The sequence below is a fragment of the Cesiribacter andamanensis AMV16 genome (genome assembly GCF_000348925.1).
Lineage (GTDB): Bacteria > Bacteroidota > Bacteroidia > Cytophagales > Cyclobacteriaceae > Cesiribacter > Cesiribacter andamanensis.
Genome location: NZ_AODQ01000001.1, coordinates 31,022 through 53,743 on the forward strand (window position 1 = coordinate 31,022; position 22,722 = coordinate 53,743).

General features: G+C 52.8%; 24 protein-coding genes. 9 read left to right on the plus strand and 15 right to left on the minus strand.

Annotated elements, in window-relative coordinates; all coding sequences use genetic code 11:
- Positions 1–37: 37 nt before the first annotated feature.
- On the minus strand, positions 38–727 hold the full coding sequence (locus ADICEAN_RS00160) for a hypothetical protein (RefSeq protein ID WP_009193448.1): 690 nt from the start codon (positions 725–727) through the stop codon (positions 38–40).
- Between the two features lie 420 nt (positions 728–1,147).
- Here ADICEAN_RS00160 and ADICEAN_RS00165 point away from each other — a divergent pair, with 420 nt between their 5' ends.
- On the plus strand, positions 1,148–1,621 hold the full coding sequence (locus ADICEAN_RS00165) for a CHRD domain-containing protein (RefSeq protein WP_009193449.1): 474 nt from the start codon (positions 1,148–1,150) through the stop codon (positions 1,619–1,621).
- 92 nt (positions 1,622–1,713) lie between these two features.
- Here ADICEAN_RS00165 and ADICEAN_RS00170 read toward each other — a convergent pair whose 3' ends face one another.
- Positions 1,714–2,694 (minus strand): GlxA family transcriptional regulator, encoded by a 981-nt coding sequence (locus ADICEAN_RS00170; RefSeq protein WP_009193450.1) that lies wholly within the window; start codon positions 2,692–2,694, stop codon positions 1,714–1,716.
- Between the two features lie 146 nt (positions 2,695–2,840).
- Between ADICEAN_RS00170 and ADICEAN_RS00175 the strand changes: the two genes are divergently transcribed.
- Together ADICEAN_RS00175 and ADICEAN_RS00180 are read left to right on the plus strand one after the other, a co-directional pair.
- Positions 2,841–3,056 carry a hypothetical protein gene (locus tag ADICEAN_RS00175; RefSeq protein WP_009193451.1) on the plus strand — a complete coding sequence of 72 codons (216 nt, stop codon included), beginning with the start codon at positions 2,841–2,843 and terminating at the stop codon, positions 3,054–3,056.
- Between the two features lie 41 nt (positions 3,057–3,097).
- Positions 3,098–3,568 (plus strand): VOC family protein, encoded by a 471-nt coding sequence (locus ADICEAN_RS00180; protein ID WP_009193452.1) that lies wholly within the window; start codon positions 3,098–3,100, stop codon positions 3,566–3,568.
- A 376-nt stretch (positions 3,569–3,944) separates the two neighbouring features.
- On the opposite strand, the gene ADICEAN_RS00185 is transcribed toward ADICEAN_RS00180, so the two are convergent.
- From ADICEAN_RS00185 to ADICEAN_RS23070, 3 genes are all read right to left on the minus strand, one after another.
- On the minus strand, positions 3,945–4,472 hold the full coding sequence (locus ADICEAN_RS00185) for a hypothetical protein (RefSeq protein WP_009193454.1): 528 nt from the start codon (positions 4,470–4,472) through the stop codon (positions 3,945–3,947).
- An 851-nt stretch (positions 4,473–5,323) separates the two neighbouring features.
- Positions 5,324–6,721, minus strand: coding sequence for a M3 family metallopeptidase (locus ADICEAN_RS23065; RefSeq protein ID WP_009193455.1), 1,398 nt, complete (start codon positions 6,719–6,721; stop codon positions 5,324–5,326).
- The gene (locus tag ADICEAN_RS23070; RefSeq protein ID WP_009193456.1) at positions 6,706–7,521 is read right to left on the minus strand and encodes a gluzincin family metallopeptidase; all 816 of its coding nucleotides are present in this window, start codon (positions 7,519–7,521) and stop codon (positions 6,706–6,708) included. The genes ADICEAN_RS23065 and ADICEAN_RS23070 overlap by 16 nt, the downstream gene beginning before the upstream one ends.
- A gap of 255 nt (positions 7,522–7,776) precedes the next feature.
- Here ADICEAN_RS23070 and ADICEAN_RS00195 point away from each other — a divergent pair, with 255 nt between their 5' ends.
- Positions 7,777–8,337 carry a hypothetical protein gene (locus ADICEAN_RS00195; protein WP_009193457.1) on the plus strand — a complete coding sequence of 187 codons (561 nt, stop codon included), beginning with the start codon at positions 7,777–7,779 and terminating at the stop codon, positions 8,335–8,337.
- 131 nt (positions 8,338–8,468) lie between these two features.
- On the opposite strand, the gene ADICEAN_RS23650 is transcribed toward ADICEAN_RS00195, so the two are convergent.
- The 4 genes from ADICEAN_RS23650 to ADICEAN_RS00210 form a co-directional block, all read right to left on the minus strand.
- Positions 8,469–9,347 (minus strand): SRPBCC family protein, encoded by an 879-nt coding sequence (locus ADICEAN_RS23650; protein ID WP_009193458.1) that lies wholly within the window; start codon positions 9,345–9,347, stop codon positions 8,469–8,471.
- Positions 9,348–9,447: 100 nt separating this feature from the next.
- A complete protein-coding gene (locus ADICEAN_RS22480; protein ID WP_009193459.1) occupies positions 9,448–9,591 on the minus strand; it encodes a hypothetical protein in 144 nt (47 codons plus the stop codon).
- A gap of 156 nt (positions 9,592–9,747) precedes the next feature.
- On the minus strand, positions 9,748–10,320 hold the full coding sequence (locus tag ADICEAN_RS00205; RefSeq protein ID WP_009193460.1) for a pentapeptide repeat-containing protein: 573 nt from the start codon (positions 10,318–10,320) through the stop codon (positions 9,748–9,750).
- Positions 10,321–10,467: 147 nt separating this feature from the next.
- Positions 10,468–12,102, minus strand: coding sequence for a DUF7133 domain-containing protein (locus ADICEAN_RS00210; RefSeq protein ID WP_009193461.1), 1,635 nt, complete (start codon positions 12,100–12,102; stop codon positions 10,468–10,470).
- A 371-nt stretch (positions 12,103–12,473) separates the two neighbouring features.
- On the opposite strand from ADICEAN_RS00210, the gene ADICEAN_RS00215 reads away from it, so the two are divergent.
- Positions 12,474–12,824, plus strand: a complete 351-nt coding sequence (locus ADICEAN_RS00215; protein ID WP_009193462.1) for a hypothetical protein — start codon at positions 12,474–12,476, stop codon at positions 12,822–12,824.
- A 135-nt stretch (positions 12,825–12,959) separates the two neighbouring features.
- On the opposite strand, the gene ADICEAN_RS00220 is transcribed toward ADICEAN_RS00215, so the two are convergent.
- Together ADICEAN_RS00220 and ADICEAN_RS00225 are read right to left on the minus strand one after the other, a co-directional pair.
- The gene (locus ADICEAN_RS00220; protein ID WP_009193463.1) at positions 12,960–13,433 is read right to left on the minus strand and encodes a thermonuclease family protein; all 474 of its coding nucleotides are present in this window, start codon (positions 13,431–13,433) and stop codon (positions 12,960–12,962) included.
- A 381-nt stretch (positions 13,434–13,814) separates the two neighbouring features.
- Positions 13,815–14,741, minus strand: coding sequence for a hypothetical protein (locus tag ADICEAN_RS00225; RefSeq protein WP_009193464.1), 927 nt, complete (start codon positions 14,739–14,741; stop codon positions 13,815–13,817).
- A 322-nt stretch (positions 14,742–15,063) separates the two neighbouring features.
- On the opposite strand from ADICEAN_RS00225, the gene ADICEAN_RS00230 reads away from it, so the two are divergent.
- Both ADICEAN_RS00230 and ADICEAN_RS00235 read left to right on the plus strand, forming a co-directional pair.
- Positions 15,064–15,864: a LuxR C-terminal-related transcriptional regulator gene (locus ADICEAN_RS00230; protein WP_009193465.1), complete on the plus strand. Its 801-nt coding sequence runs from the start codon at positions 15,064–15,066 to the stop codon at positions 15,862–15,864.
- A gap of 171 nt (positions 15,865–16,035) precedes the next feature.
- Entirely contained in the window at positions 16,036–16,572 is a 537-nt protein-coding gene (locus tag ADICEAN_RS00235; protein WP_009193466.1) for a pyridoxamine 5'-phosphate oxidase family protein, read from the plus strand.
- An 82-nt stretch (positions 16,573–16,654) separates the two neighbouring features.
- On the opposite strand, the gene ADICEAN_RS00240 is transcribed toward ADICEAN_RS00235, so the two are convergent.
- Positions 16,655–17,029 (minus strand): hypothetical protein, encoded by a 375-nt coding sequence (locus ADICEAN_RS00240; RefSeq protein ID WP_009193467.1) that lies wholly within the window; start codon positions 17,027–17,029, stop codon positions 16,655–16,657.
- A 298-nt stretch (positions 17,030–17,327) separates the two neighbouring features.
- Between ADICEAN_RS00240 and ADICEAN_RS00245 the strand changes: the two genes are divergently transcribed.
- Positions 17,328–18,095, plus strand: a complete 768-nt coding sequence (locus tag ADICEAN_RS00245) for a TMEM175 family protein (RefSeq protein ID WP_009193468.1) — start codon at positions 17,328–17,330, stop codon at positions 18,093–18,095.
- A 654-nt stretch (positions 18,096–18,749) separates the two neighbouring features.
- On the opposite strand, the gene ADICEAN_RS00250 is transcribed toward ADICEAN_RS00245, so the two are convergent.
- Positions 18,750–19,517, minus strand: coding sequence for a hypothetical protein (locus ADICEAN_RS00250; RefSeq protein ID WP_009193469.1), 768 nt, complete (start codon positions 19,515–19,517; stop codon positions 18,750–18,752).
- Between the two features lie 278 nt (positions 19,518–19,795).
- Between ADICEAN_RS00250 and ADICEAN_RS00255 the strand changes: the two genes are divergently transcribed.
- On the plus strand, positions 19,796–21,616 hold the full coding sequence (locus ADICEAN_RS00255; protein WP_009193470.1) for a serine hydrolase domain-containing protein: 1,821 nt from the start codon (positions 19,796–19,798) through the stop codon (positions 21,614–21,616).
- Between the two features lie 37 nt (positions 21,617–21,653).
- Here the strand turns inward: ADICEAN_RS00255 and ADICEAN_RS00260 are convergent, their stop codons facing one another.
- Positions 21,654–21,836 (minus strand): hypothetical protein, encoded by a 183-nt coding sequence (locus ADICEAN_RS00260; RefSeq protein WP_009193471.1) that lies wholly within the window; start codon positions 21,834–21,836, stop codon positions 21,654–21,656.
- Positions 21,837–22,013: 177 nt separating this feature from the next.
- Entirely contained in the window at positions 22,014–22,676 is a 663-nt protein-coding gene (locus ADICEAN_RS00265; RefSeq protein WP_009193472.1) for a hypothetical protein, read from the minus strand.
- Positions 22,677–22,722: the final 46 nt, after the last annotated feature.

Genomic DNA, 22,722 nt, shown 5'->3' on the forward strand with positions numbered 1-22,722 from the left:
GACGGTCAGGCCCCCCTAGACGTGCAGCATACACTGTTTAGGCAAAGAACCAGTTCAGTAAATAGTGGGTTGGGATAAAGATCAGCAGGGGGTAGGCGGCCATCATCAGCATCAGGTAATACTTAGAGGGAATATGGTATTGGGGGGTATTGCCCGGCCCAAATACCCAGTTGATGTTGGCAGAAGGCTGGGTAAGCTTGTAGCACAAGAACAGAATTCCCCAGGCCAGCAGCGTCTGCGCATAGAGCGCCTCCGGCGTGTAGCCCCACTTCAGCAGCATCAGGATCAGCAAGACCGGCAATACCACATGAAAAAGCGACAGCAGCCGCAACAGAAGGGGGTGCCTGGGATTCCACATATAGTCAGTAAGCCCGGCAAGCTTATAGCCGGTAAGCAGGCGCACCACCAGCTCCAGATTCCAGTAGAGTTCGGGCAGCAACACCCCTATGGCCATCATGCTGGCCAGGTAGCTGCTCTCCAGCCAAAGAGCGGCCACACTTACAAACAGGGCCACATCCGAAAACCACAGAAAATTAGCCGGACCCCAGTACTTCCAGTAAATGGGGATCAGGATCAGCACAAAGAGGGTGTACGCCAGTTTGATCCACAGGCTGATGTGCTGGTCGGCCAGCTGCAGGTTCAGTGGCCTGGCAAGCAGGTCGGGCAGTTCGCTTAGCGTGATGCCCTTGCCCATAGACAGTAGCGCATAGGGGAGTAGACTTCCCATAGGTTCATCTGGTGCTTCACTAGTATGTATAAATAAAAAGCTCCCGGAAAGTTTAAGGAATTCCCCCGGGCCTGCCGCAGGGTGAACGGTATCTTAAGGCAGCAGGCAGGGTGGGGGTTTTCCCGCCGGGCTGGCCTGCAGGGGTTGGGAAAGAAAAATGGGGCAGAGCACGCAACCCCTCTGCACCAGGTAAGCGTCCCCACTGCGGGGTACTACGGTTTCCCCAGGGTAGGAATGGTCCCCAGGGTAGGAATGGCGGGTCCCTGACAGGGCAGAAGTAGTAAAGGCAAATGGTCGTGCAGGTACTTTTATATTTTTTTATAACCTTTTATCCCAAATTCACATGAAAAACAACTTTTTACTGTTACTGGCTGCCTTTGCTTCCTGTTTGGCGGATGCGAGCAGCAGCAGGTCGAGCCGGTGCTGGACGATGCCGTCGGCGCTAAGGGCGGGCAACAGGTTCTCAATTTCCGGACGCACCTCAGTGGTGATCAGGAAGTGCCGGCCAATGCGTCAAAGGCCACCGGGCAAGCCATTTTTCAGCTCAGCAAAGATGGTACAGAACTGCACTACAAGCTTATTGTTGCCAACCTTGACAATGTGCTGATGGCCCACATCCATGTAGCCCCTGCAGGCGATAATGGTGGCGTGGTGGCCTGGTTGTATCCTGCTGGTCCACCCCCTAACCTTATTCCAGGCACTACCAACGGTATTCTGGCCCAGGGCACCATAACCAGTGCCAATCTGGTCGGCAGCCTGGCGGGCATGGATCTGTCAGATCTGGTTGCGCTTATGCTCAATGGCAACACCTATGTAAATGTGCATACCCAGCAGTATCCCGGCGGGGAGATCCGGGGGCAGATCTGGGGAAATAGCCCGCATAACGCCTGGTAGCCATTTGCCGGCCAGGGATTTTTTACAAGGGGGTATTTGGCAAATGGTCCGAATATCCCCTTTTTTTATGCGGTCTGCTGGCAGGTCTCTTTTCAGGCCACCAGTTGCTCTCGTTTGTAGCGGTTTCGGTAGGCAATGGGGGTAAGCCCGGTTATTTTTTTAAAGGTAGATCGGAAAGCCTTGGTATCAGTGTAGCCCACTTTGTACATGACCTCATTTACCGTATCGCTGCCCGTTTCCAGGCACATCTTGGCCGCTTCTATTTTTACGCGCTGCATATATTCCACCACAGAGTTGGCGGTAGCCTTTTTAAAACGGCGCTCAAGGTTGCGACGGCTCAGGGCCAGCATAGCTGCAAGTTCATCTACCGTAATACGTTCTTCAAAATTGGCTTCTATGTAGAGCTGGGCTTTTCGGATGGCCTCATCCGCATGCTCTTTTTGTCCCTGAAAGATCATAAAGGGCGACTGGCTTTTGCGCTCCAGATCAATCTGAAAGGCCTTTGAAAGAAAAACAGCCATCTCCCTCCCTGCATATTTCTCAATCAGGTAAAGGATCAGGTTCAGGTAGGAAAAAGCGCCCCCGCTGGAGTATATACCCTGTTCATCGGTAATGATCCGGTCTTCTACCAGCTGCACCTGCGGATACATTTTGCGGAACTCATGTGCGGCCATCCAGTGCGTAGCGCATTTGCGGCCATCGATCAGGCCAGTGGAGGCCAGCAGGAAAGCGCCTACACAGAGCGAGGCCAGTTCGGCCCCCTGGTGATGCTGCTGTACAAGCCAGGGAATAAATTCCTGGTTCTGCTCCACTAATAAGCGCATGTCCCCATCCAGTGCCGGAATGATGACCAGGTCTGTTTTGGCCAGCTGGCCGATTACCGTATCGGTATTCACCGTATAGCGGCCGCCGGCAGCGGCTAGCGCGCGGCTCAGCCCGGCCAGTTGTATACTAAAGAGCGGTGGCTGCCCCATGCGTTTCAGCTGATTGTTTACTTCGGTAAATACCTGCCGGGGTCCCTCTATACTGCCCAGAATAGCCCCCTTGGGAACGAGTATGGTAATGTGTTTCATGCTACCTAAGCTAGGCAATCCCTTTGTCGCAATCAACCCCACAGCTTGCCGTATGTACACCCCTTTTAATTGGTTGCGGTATTCTACCTTTGGGTATGGCCAGTGGGCCAAAAAGGGTGTTTGTGTAACCCCAGATAAGGTGAGCTATGATCGAAGTTTTTAAAACAGATGTCCGGCAGCGAAAAAAAGCCCAAAAGATCATAGGGCTATTGCTGCGGTATTTTCCCCAAAACAGGATAAATTTTGATCTGGAGGATTGCGACCGGATTTTGCGGGTAGAGGGGGTGCCCATCCATCCTGAAACGATAATAGACCTGTTGCAGGCAGAAGGGGTCTATTGCCGGCCTCTTGACGAGGCCTGATAAAAAGTACGTGTACATTTCATTCACTAACCACAACACCTATGGTAACAGTACAGCCTTATCTCAATTTCAAAGGCACTACCGAGGCAGCCTTTACCTTTTATAAATCGGTATTTGGCGGCGAATTTATAGCCATGCAGCGCTTTAAGGATACGCCTGAAGGGGCCCGCCTGCCGGCCCATGAGCAGGACAAGATCATGCATGCGGCGCTGGCAATAGGCAAAAACACCGTATTAATGGCAACAGATGCACTGGAATCGGCAGGTCATCAGGTACAGGAGGGGACTAATTTCCATCTCTCCCTGCAGGTAGAAAGTGAGCAGGAGGCCGATGCGCTATTTGCTGCCCTTGCCGAGGGTGGAAAGGTAAATATGCCGCTGCAAAGCACGTTTTGGGGAGATTACTTTGGAATGTTGCAGGATCGATTTGGCATTCAGTGGATGATCAGCTATACATACCCGGTGGCGGTCGGGCAAACCGCTTCCGATCAACAGGCCGGTACAGTGGTTTAGCAGGCAGCCTATACCCCATTCTTTTACTCTATCCGCTTCGGCAGGGGTTCACCAACAAAACAACGCCAGCCTTCTCAATCAGCCGCTGGGCCGGAAAGAAAGCTGGCGTTGTCTCTACTCAAATTCTTCCGGAGGGAAGGAGTGCCGTAAGGGGCTTAGTCTCTTTTGGCGCTTTTCTTAGCCTGTTTTTCGGCTCTTTTTTCCTTCAGGCTCTTGGCAGGCTCCTTTTTCTTTTCCTTTATGGTCGATTTTTCTTTAGACATGGCCGTAGCAGGTTTAGATTCAGATTCAATTCTTCAGGAAGATAAACCAAATCTTCCACAATAAAGATTCTTTTAAGGGCAAATAGCGCCAGTTTGTGGCCTGGGGCAGGGAGCTACAGCTTCATGCGGTGCAGGCGTCCGGCCAGCAGGGGATGGGCGGCCAGCAGCGGCAGAGGGCTAAAGGACTTATTTTCAAGTTTTTCTACCGATTCCAGTATGCTTTGTACAGCCAGGTGTGTGAAATGGTGCTGGTAATAAGGCGTTTGGCGGGAAGGATTCATGCCGAATTTTTTGGAGGACCATATCCCACCAGCATCCGCCTCTGTGGGGGCCTGCAGTACGGTAATGCGCCAGTTTTGCCAGCGCTGGGCAGGGGTGCCATCCAGTCTGGCCGGGCCTCTGTCCGTACCGCTGCCGGGCCTTACTGCCAGAACGGTATATTTTTTTAAGAGACTATCGGGCAGGGGTGCATGCAAAAAAGAAGCTATGATCAGCTGAGGCTGGTAGTGAGCTGCGGCCAGTTCCATGGCGGTATTGGAGTCGGCTGTTTGGATGTGGACCGTATGGCCCCGCTCTACAAGTTCGGAATAAGCTCGCTGGCTAAGTCCATTGAGCGCCTGGGTAAATAGTAAGATCCGCATAAAAAAAGCCGTTAACGTACGAACACCTAACCGTAAGGATATAGCTCTAATACGTCAGCAGGCCTTATTAGATTTGTTATGTTCCATGAAATATGGACTAAGCAGGTTTGTAGCCGTGTAATGTTGACTCTTGTTTTTGTGGGGAAACTTTCAACAACATGGCTGTAAGTTTGAGCGCAAAATTTCAGCTACCCCCTCTGCACGGAATGTGATGATGTTTTTATGGCATGGCAGGCCAGTTGATTGGGAGTCCAGAAGAGGGATGGGGGGTTAACTCTCAGCTTGTGATGTAAGAAAATCTGATAATTTCAACAATGATCTTCTCTAAGCTAGTCGGTCACAAAAGGATTCATGGCAATTTGCCCCAGCTTTTTAGCAGGTAGAAAGCATTTTCGGGCATCCGGGGCCTTGTATTCTCCCTAATAGCAGAAACCTTTTAGCATGTAGGCAACAGGCTTTTTTGGGGTATATTCTGGTATCGGTATTCAACACGGTGTAAACATCTGCAGAAAGCTTTGGCAAAAGCTGGCAGCTCGCCTTGTTAGGCTGTGCAGTCAGGTGATTCTTATCATATGACCTGGTCTAGTATACGACCTGGCCTAGTAAAATCTTCCACTGCTTTGGCATATTCTTTCTGATGCAGCAGGAGCATGCCCCCTTTACCGTCTACATCCGGATCAGGCATGTGCCGGAGCGATTTTCCAAAGCATCCATGGCCTGTGTGGTATCCTTGAGGGCAAGGTAAACATCCCCGTCAGGCTCCAGGCATCGCCCTCCTTTAGTGCGAAGCAAAAAAAGAGGGCATTGGCGAACGGCTAATGCCCTCTTGTTAAAGGATTCTGCAGGTTAGATCAGGGCTTTTTTGCCTGCTCCGGTACGGGAAAGCCACGGTCGCGCATCAGGGCATCGATGCTGGCATCACGCCCCCGGAACTTGCGGTAAGCCTCGGCCGGATCCATGGAGTTGCGGGGCGCAAAGAGAAACTCTACCAGACGGGCGGCCATGGGTTTGTCATAGAACCCTCCCGGGGCTTCCTCAAAGGCTTCGGCTGCATCAGCGGTGAGCACATCGGCCCACATATAGCCGTAATAGGCCGTGGCGTAGCCCTCACCGGAAAATACGTGCCCGAAATGGGGCGAACGGTGGCGCATTACCACTTCCCGGGGCATGTTTAATTTCGCCAGGGTTTCGCGCTCAAACTGGTCGGGGTCCAGGCCTTCGGGATCGGCCAGGTGAAAGTGCATGTCCATAAGGGCAGAGGCCAGGTATTCGGTAGTGGCAAAGCCCTGGTTAAAGGTAGCGGCCTTTTTGATCTTGGCCACCAGTTCTGCGGGGATCACCTCACCGGTCTTGTGGTGCTTCAGGTACTGCTGAATCACCTGGTCGGTGGAGAGCCAGCGCTCCAGCAGCTGCGACTGAAACTCGGTATAATCCCGTACACCCCCATTGAGGGTAGGGTATTTTACGTTCGAAGACAAAAAGTGCAGCGCATGGCCAAACTCGTGGAAGAAGGTGGTGGCATCATCCCAAGAGACCAACACCGGCTCACCGGGGGCTGGCTTTACAAAGTTGGAGTTGTTGGAGGCCAGTACGGTTTTTTTGCCCTTGAAGGTGGTATGGCTGCGGTAGGGCGAGGCCCAGGCGCCGGAGCGCTTGCCCTGGCGGGCAAAGGGGTCCAGGTACCAGAGGCCAATGTGCTCACCGCTGGTCTTATCGGTTACCTCCCATACCTTTACATCTTCATGAAAGACCGGTACCGACCCATCGGTTATGGGGCTGAACTGGTAGTTGAAAAGTTCGCCGGCCACATAGAACATGGCCTGGGTAAGGTTGCCCAGCTCCAGGTACTGCTTTACCTCATCAGAGTCCAGATCATATTTTTGCTGGCGCACTTTTTCGGCATAGTAGCGGTAATCCCAGGGTTCTATGGTAATGGGGGTCTTGCCGCTGGCATTGGCCACCTGCTGCATGTCGGCCACTTCTTCCTTTACCCGGGCTATGGCAGCCGGCCATACGGCATTCATGAGCGCTAGAGCCCGCTCGGGAGTTTTGGCCATGCGGTTCTGCAGGCGCCACTCGGCAAAATTGTCGTAGCCCATCAGTTGCACGCGTTCCCGCCTCAGCTTCAGAATGCGGGCGATGTTGGCATTGTTGTCATTGGCATCGCCGTTGTCACCACGGGAGTAATAGTTTTTCCATACCTGCTCCCGCAGGGCGCGCTCGTTGGAGTAGGTCAGGAACTGGTCCATGGATGAGCGGGTGTTGGTAACGGCATAGCGCCCTTCCTGCCCCGGTCTGCCGCCGCTTTGGCCGCTGCTTTTACAAAGGAGTCGGGCAGGCCGCCCAGCTGCTCCTTGCTGAGGTAGACCACGTATTTTTCTTCATCGGCCAGGATGTTGTTTGAGAAGGCTGTGTAGAGCGACGACAGCTCTTTGTTAATGGCGGCATAGCGCTCTTTGGCGGCTGCATCCAGATCGGCGCCTTCCATGGCAAAGTTTTCGTATACCAGCTGCGCCACCCGTTGCTGATCATCGGACAGAGGGTTTTGCTGCGCCTGCTCCCAGACCGCTTTTACCCGCTGAAAGAGGCGTTCATTCTGGATAATGCGGGAGTTATGCTCTGAGATCTTGGGTGCCATTTCGGCTTGTATGGCCCGAAACTCGGGGGTGGAGCGGTTGCTGCTCCAGATGCCATAGTACACAAAGGCACGGTTAAGGGGTTCGCCGGCCGCCTCCATGGCCTCAATGGTATTGGCAAAGGTGGGCGGAGCAGGGTTATTGGCAATGGCCTCTATCTCGGCCAGGTGCAGGGCCATTCCCCGTTCCAGGGCGGGTTTTATGTGGGCCAGCTCCATTTTATCGAAGGCTGGTACGCCGCCATAAGGGCCGGTCCATTCGGCCAGCAGGGGGTTCGTTTGCGTTTCCATTTGTTCGGTGGGGGCTTTTGCCTGTGGGTTTGTTTGCTGGGGAGCGGTGGTGGAGCAGCCTGCCAGCAGCAGGGCCGCAACGGCTGCCTGCAGCGTGCCGCTTGGTAGTCGAGTTGGTAGCATAGGGTAAAAAGTAGATAAATATCCTCTCAAAAGAATGTTTTGCTAATTATTCATACGCAAAGATACGAAATAGCGCTGATAAGGGGGATGAGGAAGCGGCTTTGCGGTAGCCTGAGGGGGCTTGGCTGAAAAGTAGGCCATACCACACGTATGTACCATATACTTCTACATCCGATATTTAAACTACCCCTATTTCTGGAGGTTTGTAGCGGCTGAGAGCTGGATTTTAGCCGGTAAAAACAACTAATCTGGATTATGAAAGCAGGCTTTATTCTTCTACTTCTGTTTTGTTTTTATGGTGCACAGGCCCAGCAGGCCAATAAGAACTGGCAGCAGGACCTCAACAAGCATCTGGAGCAGTTCATGGCCTGCGAGCAGGGCTCTGCCCCGGGCATCAATCCCTGCAATAGATTTATCGGGGGCGCTTTACCGGCTATCTACAACATCAATGATTTTTATTCTGCAGCGCTGGGGCGCCACATGCTGGTGAGCGAAATAGCGGCCTACCTCAACAGCACCAGCAGCTGGCGGATGTTGGGCAGGGGCTATGACCAGAAAGCCCTTAGCCAGGCGCAGGAGCTTGCCAATGCCGGCAAGGCGGTGATTGCCATCTACCTCAATGCCGAGGGTATCGGCCATGTCTCCTACATTGTGCCCGGCGAATTGAAGCTTTCCGGCACCTGGGGTTTTCGGGTACCCAACTCTGCATCTTTCTTTATTACCGATCCGCAGCGCTCCTATGTGGGCAAAAGCCTCTCATACGCCTATGAGCGCCCCCTGCTGAATGGGGTGCTGCTGTATACCAGAAATTATTAACAGCAGACAGGTACAGCTGCCAGCTAGGGAATGAAGGTCTGCTACAAACGGATGTTCAGGAAAGTATCATGTGCAGAGCTGGGGCTAGCGTTCTTTGCCAGGAGGGGGGGCGTTAAAAACGGTAAGAACCCTTAAGCCTCACACAGGCTTTTGAGCTTCTGCAGGGCCCTGGGCCAGATACCGGAGAACATCTCTTTGTACTCGGCATTGGTGTCGGTGTCGATCAGCAGCAGGGTGCTGCCTCCGGTTTGGCGAAAGGTGTAGTTTTCAAGGGCGCCTGCCCATTTCTCCACCTCCGGGCCGCTGGTGATTTCCTGGCCGTTCTGGTACAGGCCCAGGTGTTCGATGGAGACAAAACGGTTGGGGACCAATTCTTTGATGCGGCTTACCATACCGCCCAGGTTTCCTTCCTGATCGGGGCCAAGGAAGAGTAGTTTGGCGCCCTTCTCCCAACGGCCTTTATAGTGCGAGCCTGCTGAAAAAGCCTCGGTCCATAGCCGGTAGGTTTCATCCTCCAGCATGCAGCGGTACACCCGTTCGGCCGGTGCCTGGATCTCAATCTCAAAATGAAGTGAATCGAGCGTAGAGGGGTTCTCCACATGCTGTTTAAAATTATCCAGGATGGCCTGCCAGCCCTGTTGCTGCATCTCCACAGAATGGGTGCTCTCTGCCTCAAAACGTTCAACCACCCGGGTGTTTCCCGCTTCACCCTTAAAGGAAATGGATACCTGCCTGCCGTCATCCAGTACATAGGTGATCTGCTCATGGGGAATCACCTCCTGGTAGGTGCCTTCAAAATCAAAGCCGAAGCTGCCATCCCGGGCTTCCATGCGGGATAGAAATTTGCCGCCAGGCCGCAGGTCGTTCTCAGCCCGGGTGGTATGCCAGTCGGCCGAGGCCTGGTTCCAGCGCATGATGTGGGTGGGCGCAGTCCAGCAGGTCCATACATGTTCTACAGGGGCATTGATGAGCGCTTCTACGGTAATGAGCTTTTTTTGAGTGGTTTCCATGGTACTAGGGGTTGGTGAAGGTTCTGTACAAAAATAGGGGGTGTAGCCCTGAAAGAGCCGGTGTAAAAACGGCATTCAGGGGGGTAGATTGCGACAGCCTTTAGCGGCCGGGATGCTCCTGCTCAAACTTTTTCAGGGCTTCTTTTTTCTGCCGGTGCTCCCGGGCCTGCTGGCGCATCTCAAAGAGGGCCCGTACTACGCCGCCGGCAGCGGTGCCAGCCAGTATGAGCAAGATAATCGACATACCATTGAAAGAGGTCTTGGGTTCTGATGAATGTACTGGCTAATAGTGATGCTGCCACGGAAAGGCTTACAGCAGCAGCAGGAGAGCCTTCATACAGGGAAGAAACAAAAGTTTTTCCAGAGATAAAAGAGCCCCGATGCCAATGCTGCTGTGCGCCTACTCTACCCGTATCTTGTGGCGGACCAGCAGGCCGGGCAGTCCCTGTGCTGAAAAGAGGGCTCCTTTGATAAAATTCTGCTCCGGATCGATGGCAAAGTGGTGGGCACTTACCAAGTTGGCTTCCTGCAGGTTGGTTTTGGAGAAGACGGCTCCAGATAGATCACACTCTTCAAACAGGGCTTTGATAAGGGTAGCATCTGAGAAATCGGTGCTTTTGAGCGAGCAGTGTTTGAAAGGGGTCCGGGGCATCTTTTTCCCTACAAATGAAGCATAGTCCAGCAGGCAGGTATCAAAGCTCAGGGAGAACAGCAGGTCGGTGCAGTGGCTGAAGTTGATGCCGATGAGCTTGCATTCCTTAAAACTGCAGCCGTTCAGGGTGGTGCTGTTGAGCTTCATCAGCCCCAGATTGCAGCCGCTAAAGGTGCAGTCGGTAAAACGGTTGTAGGAAAAATCGCTGTTGGAAAAGTCACATCCCTTAAACTGACACTGTTCAAACTCCCGGTGCTGCACCTGCTTGCCGGCATAGCTCAGCCCTTCGAACAGCTTTTTCTGATGACTCTTGATTTCCATAGGGGTGGGGGTACGGCAGCCAAAGATACCGGATGGCCGGGCAAATGCCAACCCCCTGAGGTACCCCTCTGCCGGCAGCCTCCACCACCATGGGAGAGGGGTGCAGGCGGGATTCCCCATCCAGGCCGCCTTGACATAAAGCGCATACTAGTTGCCAAGGCTAACGATATAATCTATCAGGGCCTGTTTTTCGGCATCCGACAGGCCATTGAGCAGGCCTTCATACATCAGTGATTTTTGCACATCTTCGGTATGCAGGATCTCGGAGCGGGGCACGCTTACAATGGAATTGCCAATAAGCATTAGTGACAGGCTGTCTTCGCTGGCATTTACCAGGCGGCCCAGCAATACATCTCCCTCTTTTTTTGTGATCCGCAGGCCCATCATGCTGGGTTTGATGCGCTCAGAGGGCTTCATGATCTCTTCCAGAATCTCTTCCCGGCTCAGCAGCCTGCCTACATCCTTTAGGTTAGGGCCCAGCAGCTCGGTGTTCTCATCCAGAGAGTGGCAGCCCAGGCAGGCCCGTTCGGCATAGAGCTGGCGGCCTGCTTCAATGGCATTGGAGGAGAGCGGTCGGCCCACATTCAGGCGGGCGGTAAGGGGTTTGGGTGTAATGCTGGGGTCAAAGACCAGTTTGTAAAAGGCACCTTCGTTTTCATAAATGGCATTGTACCAGTAATCTGACTTGCCATGCTGGGCCAGGTAAAGGGCACCATCCTGCCCAAAAGCCAGGTCGGAAAGCTTGGGGATATCGGCCACCGCATGTTCGGTAAAGGAGTAGCTGCCATCGGCCAGCTGCTGTATGTGTACCCGGCCTACACCGCCGCGGGTCCAGCGCTCGCCCGGCCCATAAAAAGCCACAAAGAGCTGGCCCCCGGTGCCACCAAAGTCATTCTCCGGCCGGTTAAACTCAATGCCAGAGGGGGCCATTTCTGTTTCCAGCGCCAGTACCGGCTCTGTGGTGGTTTGGGGGCCGTACTTGGAAGGGTTATGGCCATAAAAGCTGTTGTGCACCAGCAGGTTTAACTCCTCCCGCGCATTGCCACCCCCTTCATTGTCGGCAAAAAACAGCCTGCCCTGTACATCAAAGCCCATGCCATAGACCGAGCGAATGCCGGTAGCCACCCGCTCGGCAGTGCGGCCATTCGGAGAAATACGCAAAATGGCCCCACGGTACCCCTTTGGATCAGGCGATGGGGCTGCATTCCAGGAATCGGTTGTGAGGGCGGCATATAGCCAGCCATCCGGCCCAAACGCCAGGCCGCTGGTCCACTCATAGGGGTGCTCGCTGTTGGGAATGTCCTGAAAAAATACCCAGCTGCTGTCGGCCTGCCCGTCGCGGTTAAGGTCTACAAAGGCGCGGATCTGCTGGGCCGTGCCAATGAAGATGGTATCGCCCCGGTGTGCAAAGCCGGCCGGTGAGCGCAGCCCCCAGTCGGCTACATTACAGTAGAGCTGGGCGGTATCTTCCAGACCGTCGCCATCGCTATCCTGCAGGCTGTAGACCTCACCGGTTCTGTTTGTGGCATAGAGTACCCCTTGCGGGCCAAGTGCCAGCTGAATGGGATTAGCAATCTTTACCCCCTTTTGAATGGGCAGGCGCACGGCCCGGTAGGGACCGTAGACAGTAACGGTAGAATCGGGTGCAGGCTGCTCGCCATGGGCATTTTCCTGGCGAGCGTCCCGGGTGTTGCAGCTACTGAGCACTACGCATGCGCTCAGCAGCAGCCCGGCAGTTATTAAGATATGATTAAAAAAGCTGAGGGCTCGGGAAGCATCCATGGCAGAAGGGGTGGAAGATTATATATAAATATATGAATAAAAAATATAAGTCTGCTAAAAATAGTTTAAAACTGCCCCTTGTATCTGTAGGGCGATGTTTGGTTTTATAGATCTGATATACAGCCTGTTACAAGTAGTGTAGTAAAAAGATAGAGCAACCTGCGTCAGGTAGGATATAAAGGGGATGCTTCTTCTCATCTCCTGTCTGCTAATAAGGGATGGCCGGGCCGGCAACAGGGGGGCTGCAGCAACAAAAACCATTACAGGCAGGTTACAGATTTGTTAGCCAAAGCAGGGTATAATGCTGGTCTATGTGCTGATAATGAGTCTGATAGGATTGTTTACTATTTTTCACCAAACGCTATAGTATCATGAAGATCACATCACTTTTTCTGGCAGCCGTATTCACCTTTGTGTCTTTTGCCGTTCAGCCGGCTGCGGCTGCCACCAACGGCAATGGCGAAGAAAACAAGGTGCAGCAAATGAGCGAGCAGGAATATAACGAAGCGGTAGCGGTGCTGCAGGAGCGGGTAGAGCAACTGGTGGAGGCCAAAAAGAACGCCCAATCCCAGGAAGAAAAGAAACTGGTAAAAAAGGAGATCAGGGAAGTTAAAAAAGAAGCGAAAGAGCTGGAAGAGCAGCGCAATGGCCGTGGGGGTTTTGGTATCTATATCGGCGGTGGGGCCCTGATTATAATTCTTCTACTGATCTTACTATTATAACCCCTTTACACCAGAACAGAATTGAATCAAAAAGGCCCGGGATGATGATTCCCGGGCCTTTTTTGCTCGTTAAAGCTCTGCCTGGCAGCAAGAGGGTCGCAGCACACGCTGGTTGTCTGCTACCGCAAGCAGCTGCTATTTTGCTTTTTTATAGATCCAGGGTGCAATTGGGGCGGGATCTTTCCAGAGCCCTCTTTTTTCGGCCCTGGCCTCGGCCTCCAGCTGGTCCAGAACCGGGTCGTTTGAGTATTTTTTATAGTGCCAGGCAAAGCCGCTGCGCACCATCTCTTCGGCAATGTTTTTACCCTCAACGGATATGACGGCTACCGGGCGGCCCAACTTGTCAGATCCATTGGGAGTCATCAGAATTTCCTTGCCCTCCAGCAGGCTGATCAGGTACGCCTTGGCTTCCTGGCTATAGGCCTGATCATCTTCCGGGCTATCGATCCCCGACAGGCGAATGCGGATACGGCGTCCGTTGTCCTGCACCATATAAAATGAATCGCCATCGATCACCAGGCCAAGGGTGCCCTTTACCTGCGCAAATCCTTCCAGTGAAAGCAAAAGAAAAAAGAGGGAGAGATAGAAACTGTTTCGTACAAGAGACATAAGGGTGTTCTGGAATTGGTATAGTGCAAAGCTAGGTTTATTACCAGCAGGCAGCAGTCCTATTCCTTGAAAAACCTTACACAGGAGTAGAATGGCTCTTTATTTTGAGATATGCACTGAATACTATTTACCAAAATAGTGCTATTTATGCTGGCATATAATGTTGTACAGCTGAGTGCCAGGGTGAGTAGGAGCAGGGGGCGGTCTGTAGAAGACCCCCTTGCCAGAGCCTGATGACCGGGGGCTGTCTACCCATCGTGTAACACTGCAGATACTCCTTTGGCAGCTTTAAGCAGAAGCGGGAAGACCGGGCACCGGCGTTTCAGCACTGCTTGCTGCTTGCTCTGGGTACCCGGCCTTTTTCCCGCTTGTTTACAACCCTTAGTTTTTGCTCAGCTCCTGCCGGGACATGTCCATCTGGTACATTTTCCGGAAATCCTGGCCGTTTTTAGACTCAAACATGGTCCACTGTACGGTATTTCCCTGGGGAATGATCTCGTGCCGCAGTACATAGCGGGTATCATCTTCGGTGAATTCTTCCAGGTAGATCTGTTTGTTGCCTTCAGCCGCCTGTGGGGTAAGCACGGAGGGCTGCAGGCCGCGCTGGCTGGGATCTACCCAGGCCGTTTCATATACATCCCGCTGGGCATTGTAGGTGATCACCCACACCGAGCCTGGTATATCGCTGTTGGCACGGGCATGCTGCTTCATTTCCACAATCATCACCATGTCATTGGCAAAGGAGAAGGTAACATCGCCGCTGTCTTTTTGCTCCTTGTTCTGCTCATTCCAGTAAATGCCCTCCATGGCCCAGCTGCCGGTCAGAAAGGTAAAGGTTTGGTGTTTTTTATCCAGCAGCGCCAGCTTTGATTTTGCATTGCGGCTTACGTTGCGCTCAAAGTCGTTCTTCTTTTCAAACTCCTCTATGGCGGCTTTATAATAGGTGCGGGCCTCATCCTTCTCGCCCATCCGCACCAGCACATCGGCATAGGAGTCTTTGGGATTGACTGCTGAGGGGTATTCCTGCATGTTCAGCCAGAAGACCTTTTTGGCAGCAGCCATATCGTTATCGGTATTCATCAGCTTGTAGCCGATAGCATTGAGCTGCTGCTCGTCAAAGGTATAGTCCGCTGCTTTTTTCTTTTTCAGGGTTTGGTACTCCTCCAGGGCCTTGTCGATCCCTTTTTCCTTGTACACGGCATATACCGCATCGCCTACGGGTTTCTTGGAGGCCATTTGCGCAAAGGCAGGCTGGAGCATGCAGGCGAGCAGCAGGCTCATAAAAATAGAAAGGCTAACTCGTTTCATGATACTGGGGTTGTGTTGATATAAAAAATTGGTAATGATGCAGCCTGTACGTGTAGTCCCTCCCTCGCCTGGGCCTTTTAGGCGGCCCGTGCCCAATAGCAGCGAAGAGCATTCACAAACCGGCAGCAAAAAATGGGCGAGCAGCAGGCAACTGGCGATTTTAACGTCCGGGAAAATTTCAACAGCATCCCCTGGCTGAAGAGTGCCGACTGACCGATTTGCGAACAGCTTAAAGGTAATGCAGCATTCATTTGCAAAACATCCCTATTTTTAAGTATATTTCAATTAAATGTTTAGATAGTACCGTATATAGCGGCCATTTATGAGCACCCGTAGCAGCCTGGCAGCCCTAACCGAAGAGATCCGTAAATTATCGGCCACCAAAAGGCGGGAGGAAACCAGTACACTCATCAGGCAAAGTGCAACCCAGCTCAATGCCCTGCTGGGTACAGGACCGGTGGTGGTGGCGATTTACAGCCACCTGAGCGGGAATTATGAATTTATCAGCGCCAACATTGAACCCCTTTTGGGCATACGCCCCCAGGATGTGCTGGCAATGGGGCAACAGGCGTTTCTGGCACGTTATGCGCATCCCGATGACCTTGAGATTGTTGCCACCCGGCTCTTTCCGGCTGTGGTACACTTCATTACCCAACAACCCAAAGAGGCAATTTCCCGCTACAGCATTCACTACAATTACCGGCTGAAAGGTGCTGCGGGTACGTATATTACCATTGAGCAGCAGACCAGCCCCCTTCAGGTAGATGCCGAGGGCAGAATACTGCTGGAACAAAATTTCTGTACCCAGGTAGGGGAGTGCGCCGGGCGGGAGGCCTACCCCATTAAGCTGTTAATATCGTACCGCACCAGCAGCGGTGCGTATACTCCCTGTTTCTCGCAGATCTACCTCCCCAGAAAACCAAGGGCAGAATCGCTCACCCGCCGGGAGCTGGAGATCTTAACGCTGCTGGCAGCCGGCAAGACCAGCAGTGCCATTGCGGCCAGCCTGCATATCAGCGAAACTACCATCATGACCCATCGGCGCAATATGTTGCAGAAGCTGGGGCTCAAAAATACCAGCGAACTGATCAGCTGGGCCTTTCATGCCGGCCTTTTGTCGTAAGGGATAGCAGGGAGCAGGAGTGCAGGCACTCTGCTGTGTAGGAAGATGCTGTGGCGGAGCCTCCTGTGCGGCAAACATTCAGGGGCTTCATCAGTATATTCTTTTATCAGGGTGCTCCGCCGGAGCTGTTGCCATAAAAGAGCGTATACCCTACCTTAACCCGCCATTCCCATGAACAGCATTAACCGGCAGCAAGCCGAAAAAAACCACGAAGACCTGCAGGGCGCCAGCGCTATTAACAAGATCACCGAACTGGCAGAAAAAAGCGATACCTGCTTTTTTGGAACCTACCAGCTGACGGACAGCCGGTTGCACGTTCGCCCCATGAATGTGCTGAAAACCGACGATGCCGGCAATTTCTGGTTTCTCAGTGCGCATGACAGCCATAAAAACCAGGAGCTGGAGGTAAACCCGCGGGTGCACCTGCTGTTTCAGGGCTCCTCCCACTCGGATTATCTGAGCCTGCATGGGGTAGCCACCATTAGCCGGGATAAGGAGCGCATCAGCGAACTCTGGAATCCGCTCCTGAAAACCTGGTTTACCGAAGGAAAAGATGATCCCCGCATTACGGTGATTAAGGTAACTCCGCAGGAGGGGTATTACTGGGATAACAAACATGGCAGCACCATTGCCTTTCTGAAAATGGCCGTAGGGGCCACCATTGGCAAAACGCTGGATGATTCAATAGAGGGAGAAGTGAAGCCTTAGTACGCACACACGTCCAATCAGGTGTGGGGGGTAGTACGCTGCCGCAGTAGTAGGTAGGCTGGCATGGCTGGGGTTTATAGATTCAGGGCTTTAGAGGGCGGCCATTCAGGGTAACCTGGTACTCCTTGCCTGGCGGTGCGGGCAGGCTATAGCGTAGCTGAAAAGCACAGGCGCAAAAGCATGGGTCTGCTTCTTCACTTGCCGTATAGGTAAGCTTTAGGGTGTTTTCACTAAACGTATACCCTCCGCTTAGGCTGGCGCAGCAATTATCGGCCATGGTCACTACCAGGGTAAGGCGTCCGTTTTTTACTTCCCGCTTGATGATCTTTTCAGGATAACCAAAGGGTTCTACCACATCTTCCTTGCAATCGGTTTGCGTAAATTCAAGTGCTGTTTGCCCCTGGGCTGATAGCAGGGTGGCACAGAAGAGCAGCAGTAGAAGAATGATTGCTTTCATGAGGGGGTGCACCGTAGATAAAGAAGTGCAGCTGACAAAGCTACACTACCGGAAGGCAAATCTCCACCGATACTTCTGCTGAACCTTACACCCCCTGCTCGGATCAGCTGCTGATTTGCTTGTTGGCGGCACCCCAACTCCTGAAACTGGCTGGAGGGCAGCTTATTGGACCTGATACTAGAAGGTATTGCTACCTAAAGAGATGCTGTGGCAGGGGGAGGTGAGGACTTCGGGCAGCCTGGCTTGATTTGCTACACTATTTAGTGGTATATTACCATACACCAAGCTGCTATACGCTATGCTGCGACAGGCACTGAAGAAACATCCTATTGGGCTAAGCACCGAATTCAGAAACCGGGGGGAGCAGTCCAGCCGGCTGGAGGCCTTTAGCGATGCTGTTTTTGCCCTGGCCCTAACGCTGGTGATCATTTCGGCACAGCCGCCCGGCACGTTTCAGGAGCTGATGGGATTTTTTGGTGAACTGGTTTCTTTTCTGTTCTGCATTGCCCTTATCACCCTTATCTGGCATCAGCACTTTAAGTTCTTTCTGCGCTACGGCTTTCGGAGTACTTACATAGTCTTTCTCAATACCATACTGCTGGCTACGGTGCTGATCTATGTTTACCCCCTGCGGTTTTTGAGCCGGCTGCTGCAACTAATGTTTATCACCAATGATTCAGAGGCTGTCCGGCAAATGATCGAGTATGCGGAAATTCCCCAGCTGATGGTGATCTATGGCTCGGGCATTGCCCTGATCTTTTTTCTCTTTGCCCTGATGTATTACTATGCCCTCCGGCAGGCCAAGGTGCTGCAGCTGACTGCTCTGGAGCGCTTTGATACCCGTAGCAGCATTGTAGAAAATCTGCTGATGGGGGTAGTGCCCGTCTTTTCGGTGGTGTTGGCACTGCTCCTGCGTCAGTATCCCTGGAGCGGGCTGGTTTCTGGGCTGGCCTATTTTCTTTACACCCCCCTGATGTTTTATTTTGGCTACCGGGTGGGCAAACAGCGCAGGCAGCTGCTGGCAGAGGATGCCGGCCAGGGAGCGGTGCAGCAGGAGCTGGCCTAGACAAGCTGGAGCAGGCACAGGGTAATGCCTGAGGTACTTGCAAAGTATACCCCCCTGCATGAATAGGTAAGGCTGATGTTTACCGCACTGCTGCTGCAGGTGCTGTGGCTGCTGTTCAGAAAACGCTCATGGCCTAAGCAGACTCTGGGAGCGGGTACCAACCCGATAGAACAGCGCTTGGCCGGGGGAGCTCCTTAAGGAACGTGAATCATGGGTTACATTTCTTAGAAAGATAGCGAGATGTACTCAACTACCCACCTCTACCCCCACTAGCCGTGCGCCTCCAGAGGGGAATTCCGTGCTATTTTCAGACATACCAGATCACACTCTTCACTATCATTCAACGAATCTGGCAGGTTTACGCATGGTACGATAGTCCCCTCTGGAGGCGCACGGCTAGTGAGGCTAGGGGTGGGTTTGTGGTTTCCTTAAGAATTTACTCCATCATTCAGGGTAAGGAAGTATACAGCTTACAAAGGGGAGCCCATCAGTCGCCATCACAGGCTGATCAGAAGTACATACTTGCTTGCGAAGCCTGCCTGCCTCTCTGTAGACAGGACCGTTTGCGAACCAGGCCCAAAGCCTCGGGGAGAAAAGTAGCTTTCTGTCTAGCTCCATTTCGGGCGGGGAGTAGGAGAGCTTTATCGACAGGCCTTAGCGATATACTGCTTCCAGCGCCAGAATCAGCTGCTGCGGATTGCGAACATCGAGTTTGTCCTGCTTCACTTTCTGTTCGATCACACTCATTTTTTGAGGATCATCGATCATGTCACTTAAGGTGCGCAGGGTACTTTTTCGGCCGGCCTCCAGGGTATTCAAGGCACTTCGCTTATTTGCATTCAGCAGTGCCCAATCATTCCAAAGGCTAAAACCCTCATCAGAATCCAGGTAGAAGAGTTTTAATTGGCCTTCTATGGCAAGGTAGATCAGCTTGTGTACGACGAATTTCCGAACTGAGGAGACGACAGGAGTGCCCATTACAGCATGGGTGCTTTGGCGCGTATCTGTAAAGCAGAGCGTAAATGCTTTGCTTCTGCTTCCCTGGCAAAGAGACAGCTGGCCTCCCGATTCATCGGTAATTACCTGTAGCGCTTTATAACTCGGTGCTTTTTCCAGCACGGCAAACTCGCTTCCTTCATGGTACACCTTAAAGAAGGTAAAATACCCATCCCTTAGGGGCAGGGAATAATAGGGCTGCCCCCCATAGTGAAAGCTGACGACTGCTTCAGGTGCATAAACAGCTGCTGCATCCCTTTCATTTACTTTATAATGCAAGAGCTCCGACTGCTCATCCAGGCTGATCCACAGCAGCGCTTCGCTGCCATCCGCCAGCACCACATACTGCTGTTCAAATGGGGTATGCTGACCAAGAACAGTATAGCTCAGCAGAAGTAAGAATAGGGGGAGGAGGGGTGTTCGCATGCGGATGGGAAACTTACACGATCCGAAAGGTACAAAGAACTTCTTATATAACAACAGGGCCTATTCACTGCGCAGGCTGATTTTGTGGAGGGAAGCTTTGTCAAAGATATTTTAAGATGTACCTCTGTATGAGCTTGCCATATACATAAGGTTGAAGCCGTTCCCCTGAAAGTTCTTGCCATCGTATTGGCAAAGGCCTAGCTTGCTGATAGGGTTGGGCGAAGGTGCAAAACCTGTCTTATCCCAGCTCTCCAGCGCCTATGCACAGGTTTTTTTCCATGAACTATCGTTTAATTGCCCTGCTCTTAACCAGCACCCCCTTGCCGGGAGTTGTAGCGCAGGTACCGGATCCGGTACAGCAACCCATGCATGCCCTATTACAGGAGCAGGAACTCACCGGAGCGGTCTGGACGGTGCGGGAAGCCGATAGCTCTATTAAGACAGGCAGTGCGGGAGTGAAAAATGCGGCCACTGGAGAAGCCCTCCGGCCAACCGATAAAGTACATATTGGCTCTATTACCAAAACGGTGCTGGCAACGGGCATTCTGCGCCTGGCCAGCGAAGGAAAGCTCTCCCTGGAAGATCCCCTCAGCATGTATCTTCCCCATATACCCATTATCAATCCCTGGGAAGCCCGGCATCCGCTGCGCATCCGGCACCTGCTGGACCATACGTCGGGCCTTAGCGATTTACGCCTTTGGCACTTTTTCAGCACCACGCCAAGCCCTACCGAACCCCTAAAGGCCTTTTATGAAAACGATCCGGCACTTTTGCGGGTGCAGGCCCAACCCGGTACTGTTTTTTCCTACTCCAACATGGGCTATACGCTCCTGGGCATGGTGGTAGAGGCCGTTGTGCAGCAGCCCTATGAGGCGTATCTGGATGAACATCTGCTGAAACCCCTGGGCATGCACCAGAGCACCTTTCGCTTTGTGAGCCAGGAAGGAGAGGGGGCCGATCCGGCCCTGGCCATGGGCCATCTCGACGGGGCGGTGCCGCATCCGGCCGTAGCCATTTACCTGCGTCCGGCCGGGCAGTTTACCACCACCGCCCACGACATGGGCCTGTTCATGCGCTTTTTGCTTGGCAATGGACAGCTGGAGGGAGTCCCATTCATAGAGGAAAGCCTGCTGAAGCAGATGGGCAGCGCCACCGCTACGCTGGCCGCTCAAAAAGGAGTGGCCTATGGTTACTCACTAGGCGCCTACAGGAGGGACCGGCATGGGGTGGTGGGCGTTGCGCACTCAGGAAATGTGCTGGGCTACCGGGCCTTTATGTGCTTATTTCCCGATGAAGGGAAGGCTTTTTTCATCGCCCACAACATGGATAGTGAAACGGCCGATTATGAGCAGTTTAACAGCCTGATGATCCGCCAGCTGAAGATTTCCCAAAAAGCGTTTGTAGCAAAGGCCCAGCCGGTAGCAGGGCTGGAGCCCTGGCAGGGCTTTTACCTGCCCCAACTTACCAAAGTAGAACCATTCCGGCTACTGGATTATGCGCTATCCCATGCCCGCCTTGTGCTGACCGATTCAGGCGCCTCGCTGGCACCTTTTCAAAAGCAGGCACGGGAGCTGCGCTATGCGGGTGCTCACCTTTTTGTGGCCGAAGGCAGAACGGCTCCTTCCCATGCGTTTTACACAAGCGAAGCGGGGGAGTATTTCATCACCGATGGCATTTCAACCCTTCAAAAAGTAAGTGGAATAAAAATTCTGCTGGTAACAGCCAGCCTGATGCTTGGAACGCTCGGCTTAATGTACATACTGTTTTCGGCATTGTATCAAGCATTCCGCTTCGGGGGCAGGTTTAGAACGCAGCCCATCGTCTGGGTGTCAGGGGCTCTACTCATGGTGTTGGCAGCGCTGGGTGCCCTGCTGGCACAGCCCTTCATGGCCCTGGGTGATAAAACCATTGGCAGCCTGCTGCTGGCCCTGGGCAGCGGGCTCCTGCTGCTGTTATCGTCCGTTTCCCTCTTTCAGTATATCCTCCACCCGCGCAGCACATTCTACCAGAAAGCGGATGTGGTGGCCCTTTGCTGTCTGCTGCAGTGCCTGCTGCTTTTACTGGTGAATGGCTTGTTGCCACTTAGGCTGTGGGCCTAAGTGGAGTTGCTTTTGAATGTAGAGGGAGGAAGGGGACTTAACCGTTGGTTTTTGCCTTCTGGGCTTTCCGCTTGGAGGTTTTCTTGCTCACTTGCGGCTTTTTAGGCTTTTGTGTTTTTTTCTCTTTTATGGGGTCTTGCTGGCTGTGGTGGTGCAGGGAGCAGGGAATGGTTGTTTCGGTAAAGTGAGGGGTTAGCACCTGGGTACTTGGATGGCCCATGCCAGAAAGAGAGGAAAGAACAAAAAGCAGGAGCAGCAGGGCGAGGGGGTGTATTCTGGCAGCAGTCATGGGCAATCAGCACGTGTCCCCAAAGGTACAGCCAAACTGCAGCGCAAAAGCTGTACTTCTGACTTGTCTGCTACATGGTAAGTTCTTTTGCTAAAATGTTATTCTCATTCAAAATCCTTCCAGGCTTTGGTCATGTGCTTCATAGCTATCCTGTGCCCGATAGGCATTGAATTCCTGAACGATCTTCGATAGCTGACCAATACTATAGTCTCCTCTATAGATTCTATCAGCCAGCTCGGTGTGTTCCCGAAAAAAGTCGGCCATGTCTACCCTAAAAGATAAGGGTTTAACCCGATGGAGCGACTGGTTCTCATATTGCAGAAAGTAAGAGGTTGGGGTATGGACCAGCGCCACAGCAACACCCCCGACTGCACCACCCCCTGCATAGGCCTTGGAAGGATCTACAAAGCTAAACAGCTTTACCTTTCCCTTTTCTTCCAGGCTGAAAAACTGGTAGCCGTCATCGTCCAATGAAAGCGGCTGGATACCAACGGTGTTGGGAAAAGCGTGCATTTCAATGGTGTCTCTGCCAAAAGCAACACAGGCTACGGTAGCCTGTGCTGGCATCAGAAAATGCTTCTTCCCCAGCTGATCAAAATAGATCAGAGCCTCCTGATTTTTGACAAAACTGGCTTTTTTTCGAGTCGCATGAACCTGAAATTCTACCCATACGGTATCGCCTTCAGGGCGAACAAAAAAGCCTGGGGCTTTTCCAGCCTGGGCACCCTGAGCGATCAGAAGGAGCAGGGATAGGTGGAGTATTTTCTTCATGGAGCAGCGCTGCTTTTACAGTCTTAGGAATCCGTAGGGACTGCAA

Coding starts and splice junctions, on each gene's coding strand:
- ADICEAN_RS00170 (WP_009193450.1), bottom strand. CDS start 2,694: ATGAAACACATTACCATACTCGTTCCCAAGGGGGCTATTCTGGGCAGT.
- ADICEAN_RS00175 (WP_009193451.1), top strand. CDS start 2,841: ATGATCGAAGTTTTTAAAACAGATGTCCGGCAGCGAAAAAAAGCCCAA.
- ADICEAN_RS00235 (WP_009193466.1), top strand. CDS start 16,036: ATGAACAGCATTAACCGGCAGCAAGCCGAAAAAAACCACGAAGACCTG.
- ADICEAN_RS00205 (WP_009193460.1), bottom strand. CDS start 10,320: ATGGAAATCAAGAGTCATCAGAAAAAGCTGTTCGAAGGGCTGAGCTAT.
- ADICEAN_RS22480 (WP_009193459.1), bottom strand. CDS start 9,591: ATGTCGATTATCTTGCTCATACTGGCTGGCACCGCTGCCGGCGGCGTA.
- ADICEAN_RS00220 (WP_009193463.1), bottom strand. CDS start 13,433: ATGTCTCTTGTACGAAACAGTTTCTATCTCTCCCTCTTTTTTCTTTTG.
- ADICEAN_RS23065 (WP_009193455.1), bottom strand. CDS start 6,721: ATGGACCAGTTCCTGACCTACTCCAACGAGCGCGCCCTGCGGGAGCAG.
- ADICEAN_RS00215 (WP_009193462.1), top strand. CDS start 12,474: ATGAAGATCACATCACTTTTTCTGGCAGCCGTATTCACCTTTGTGTCT.
- ADICEAN_RS00245 (WP_009193468.1), top strand. CDS start 17,328: ATGCTGCGACAGGCACTGAAGAAACATCCTATTGGGCTAAGCACCGAA.
- ADICEAN_RS00210 (WP_009193461.1), bottom strand. CDS start 12,102: ATGGATGCTTCCCGAGCCCTCAGCTTTTTTAATCATATCTTAATAACT.
- ADICEAN_RS23650 (WP_009193458.1), bottom strand. CDS start 9,347: ATGGAAACCACTCAAAAAAAGCTCATTACCGTAGAAGCGCTCATCAAT.
- ADICEAN_RS00260 (WP_009193471.1), bottom strand. CDS start 21,836: ATGGGCCATCCAAGTACCCAGGTGCTAACCCCTCACTTTACCGAAACA.
- ADICEAN_RS00265 (WP_009193472.1), bottom strand. CDS start 22,676: ATGAAGAAAATACTCCACCTATCCCTGCTCCTTCTGATCGCTCAGGGT.
- ADICEAN_RS23070 (WP_009193456.1), bottom strand. CDS start 7,521: ATGCTACCAACTCGACTACCAAGCGGCACGCTGCAGGCAGCCGTTGCG.
- ADICEAN_RS00255 (WP_009193470.1), top strand. CDS start 19,796: ATGAACTATCGTTTAATTGCCCTGCTCTTAACCAGCACCCCCTTGCCG.
- ADICEAN_RS00250 (WP_009193469.1), bottom strand. CDS start 19,517: ATGCGAACACCCCTCCTCCCCCTATTCTTACTTCTGCTGAGCTATACT.
- ADICEAN_RS00240 (WP_009193467.1), bottom strand. CDS start 17,029: ATGAAAGCAATCATTCTTCTACTGCTGCTCTTCTGTGCCACCCTGCTA.
- ADICEAN_RS00180 (WP_009193452.1), top strand. CDS start 3,098: ATGGTAACAGTACAGCCTTATCTCAATTTCAAAGGCACTACCGAGGCA.
- ADICEAN_RS00160 (WP_009193448.1), bottom strand. CDS start 727: ATGGGAAGTCTACTCCCCTATGCGCTACTGTCTATGGGCAAGGGCATC.
- ADICEAN_RS00230 (WP_009193465.1), top strand. CDS start 15,064: ATGAGCACCCGTAGCAGCCTGGCAGCCCTAACCGAAGAGATCCGTAAA.
- ADICEAN_RS00225 (WP_009193464.1), bottom strand. CDS start 14,741: ATGAAACGAGTTAGCCTTTCTATTTTTATGAGCCTGCTGCTCGCCTGC.
- ADICEAN_RS00195 (WP_009193457.1), top strand. CDS start 7,777: ATGAAAGCAGGCTTTATTCTTCTACTTCTGTTTTGTTTTTATGGTGCA.
- ADICEAN_RS00185 (WP_009193454.1), bottom strand. CDS start 4,472: ATGCGGATCTTACTATTTACCCAGGCGCTCAATGGACTTAGCCAGCGA.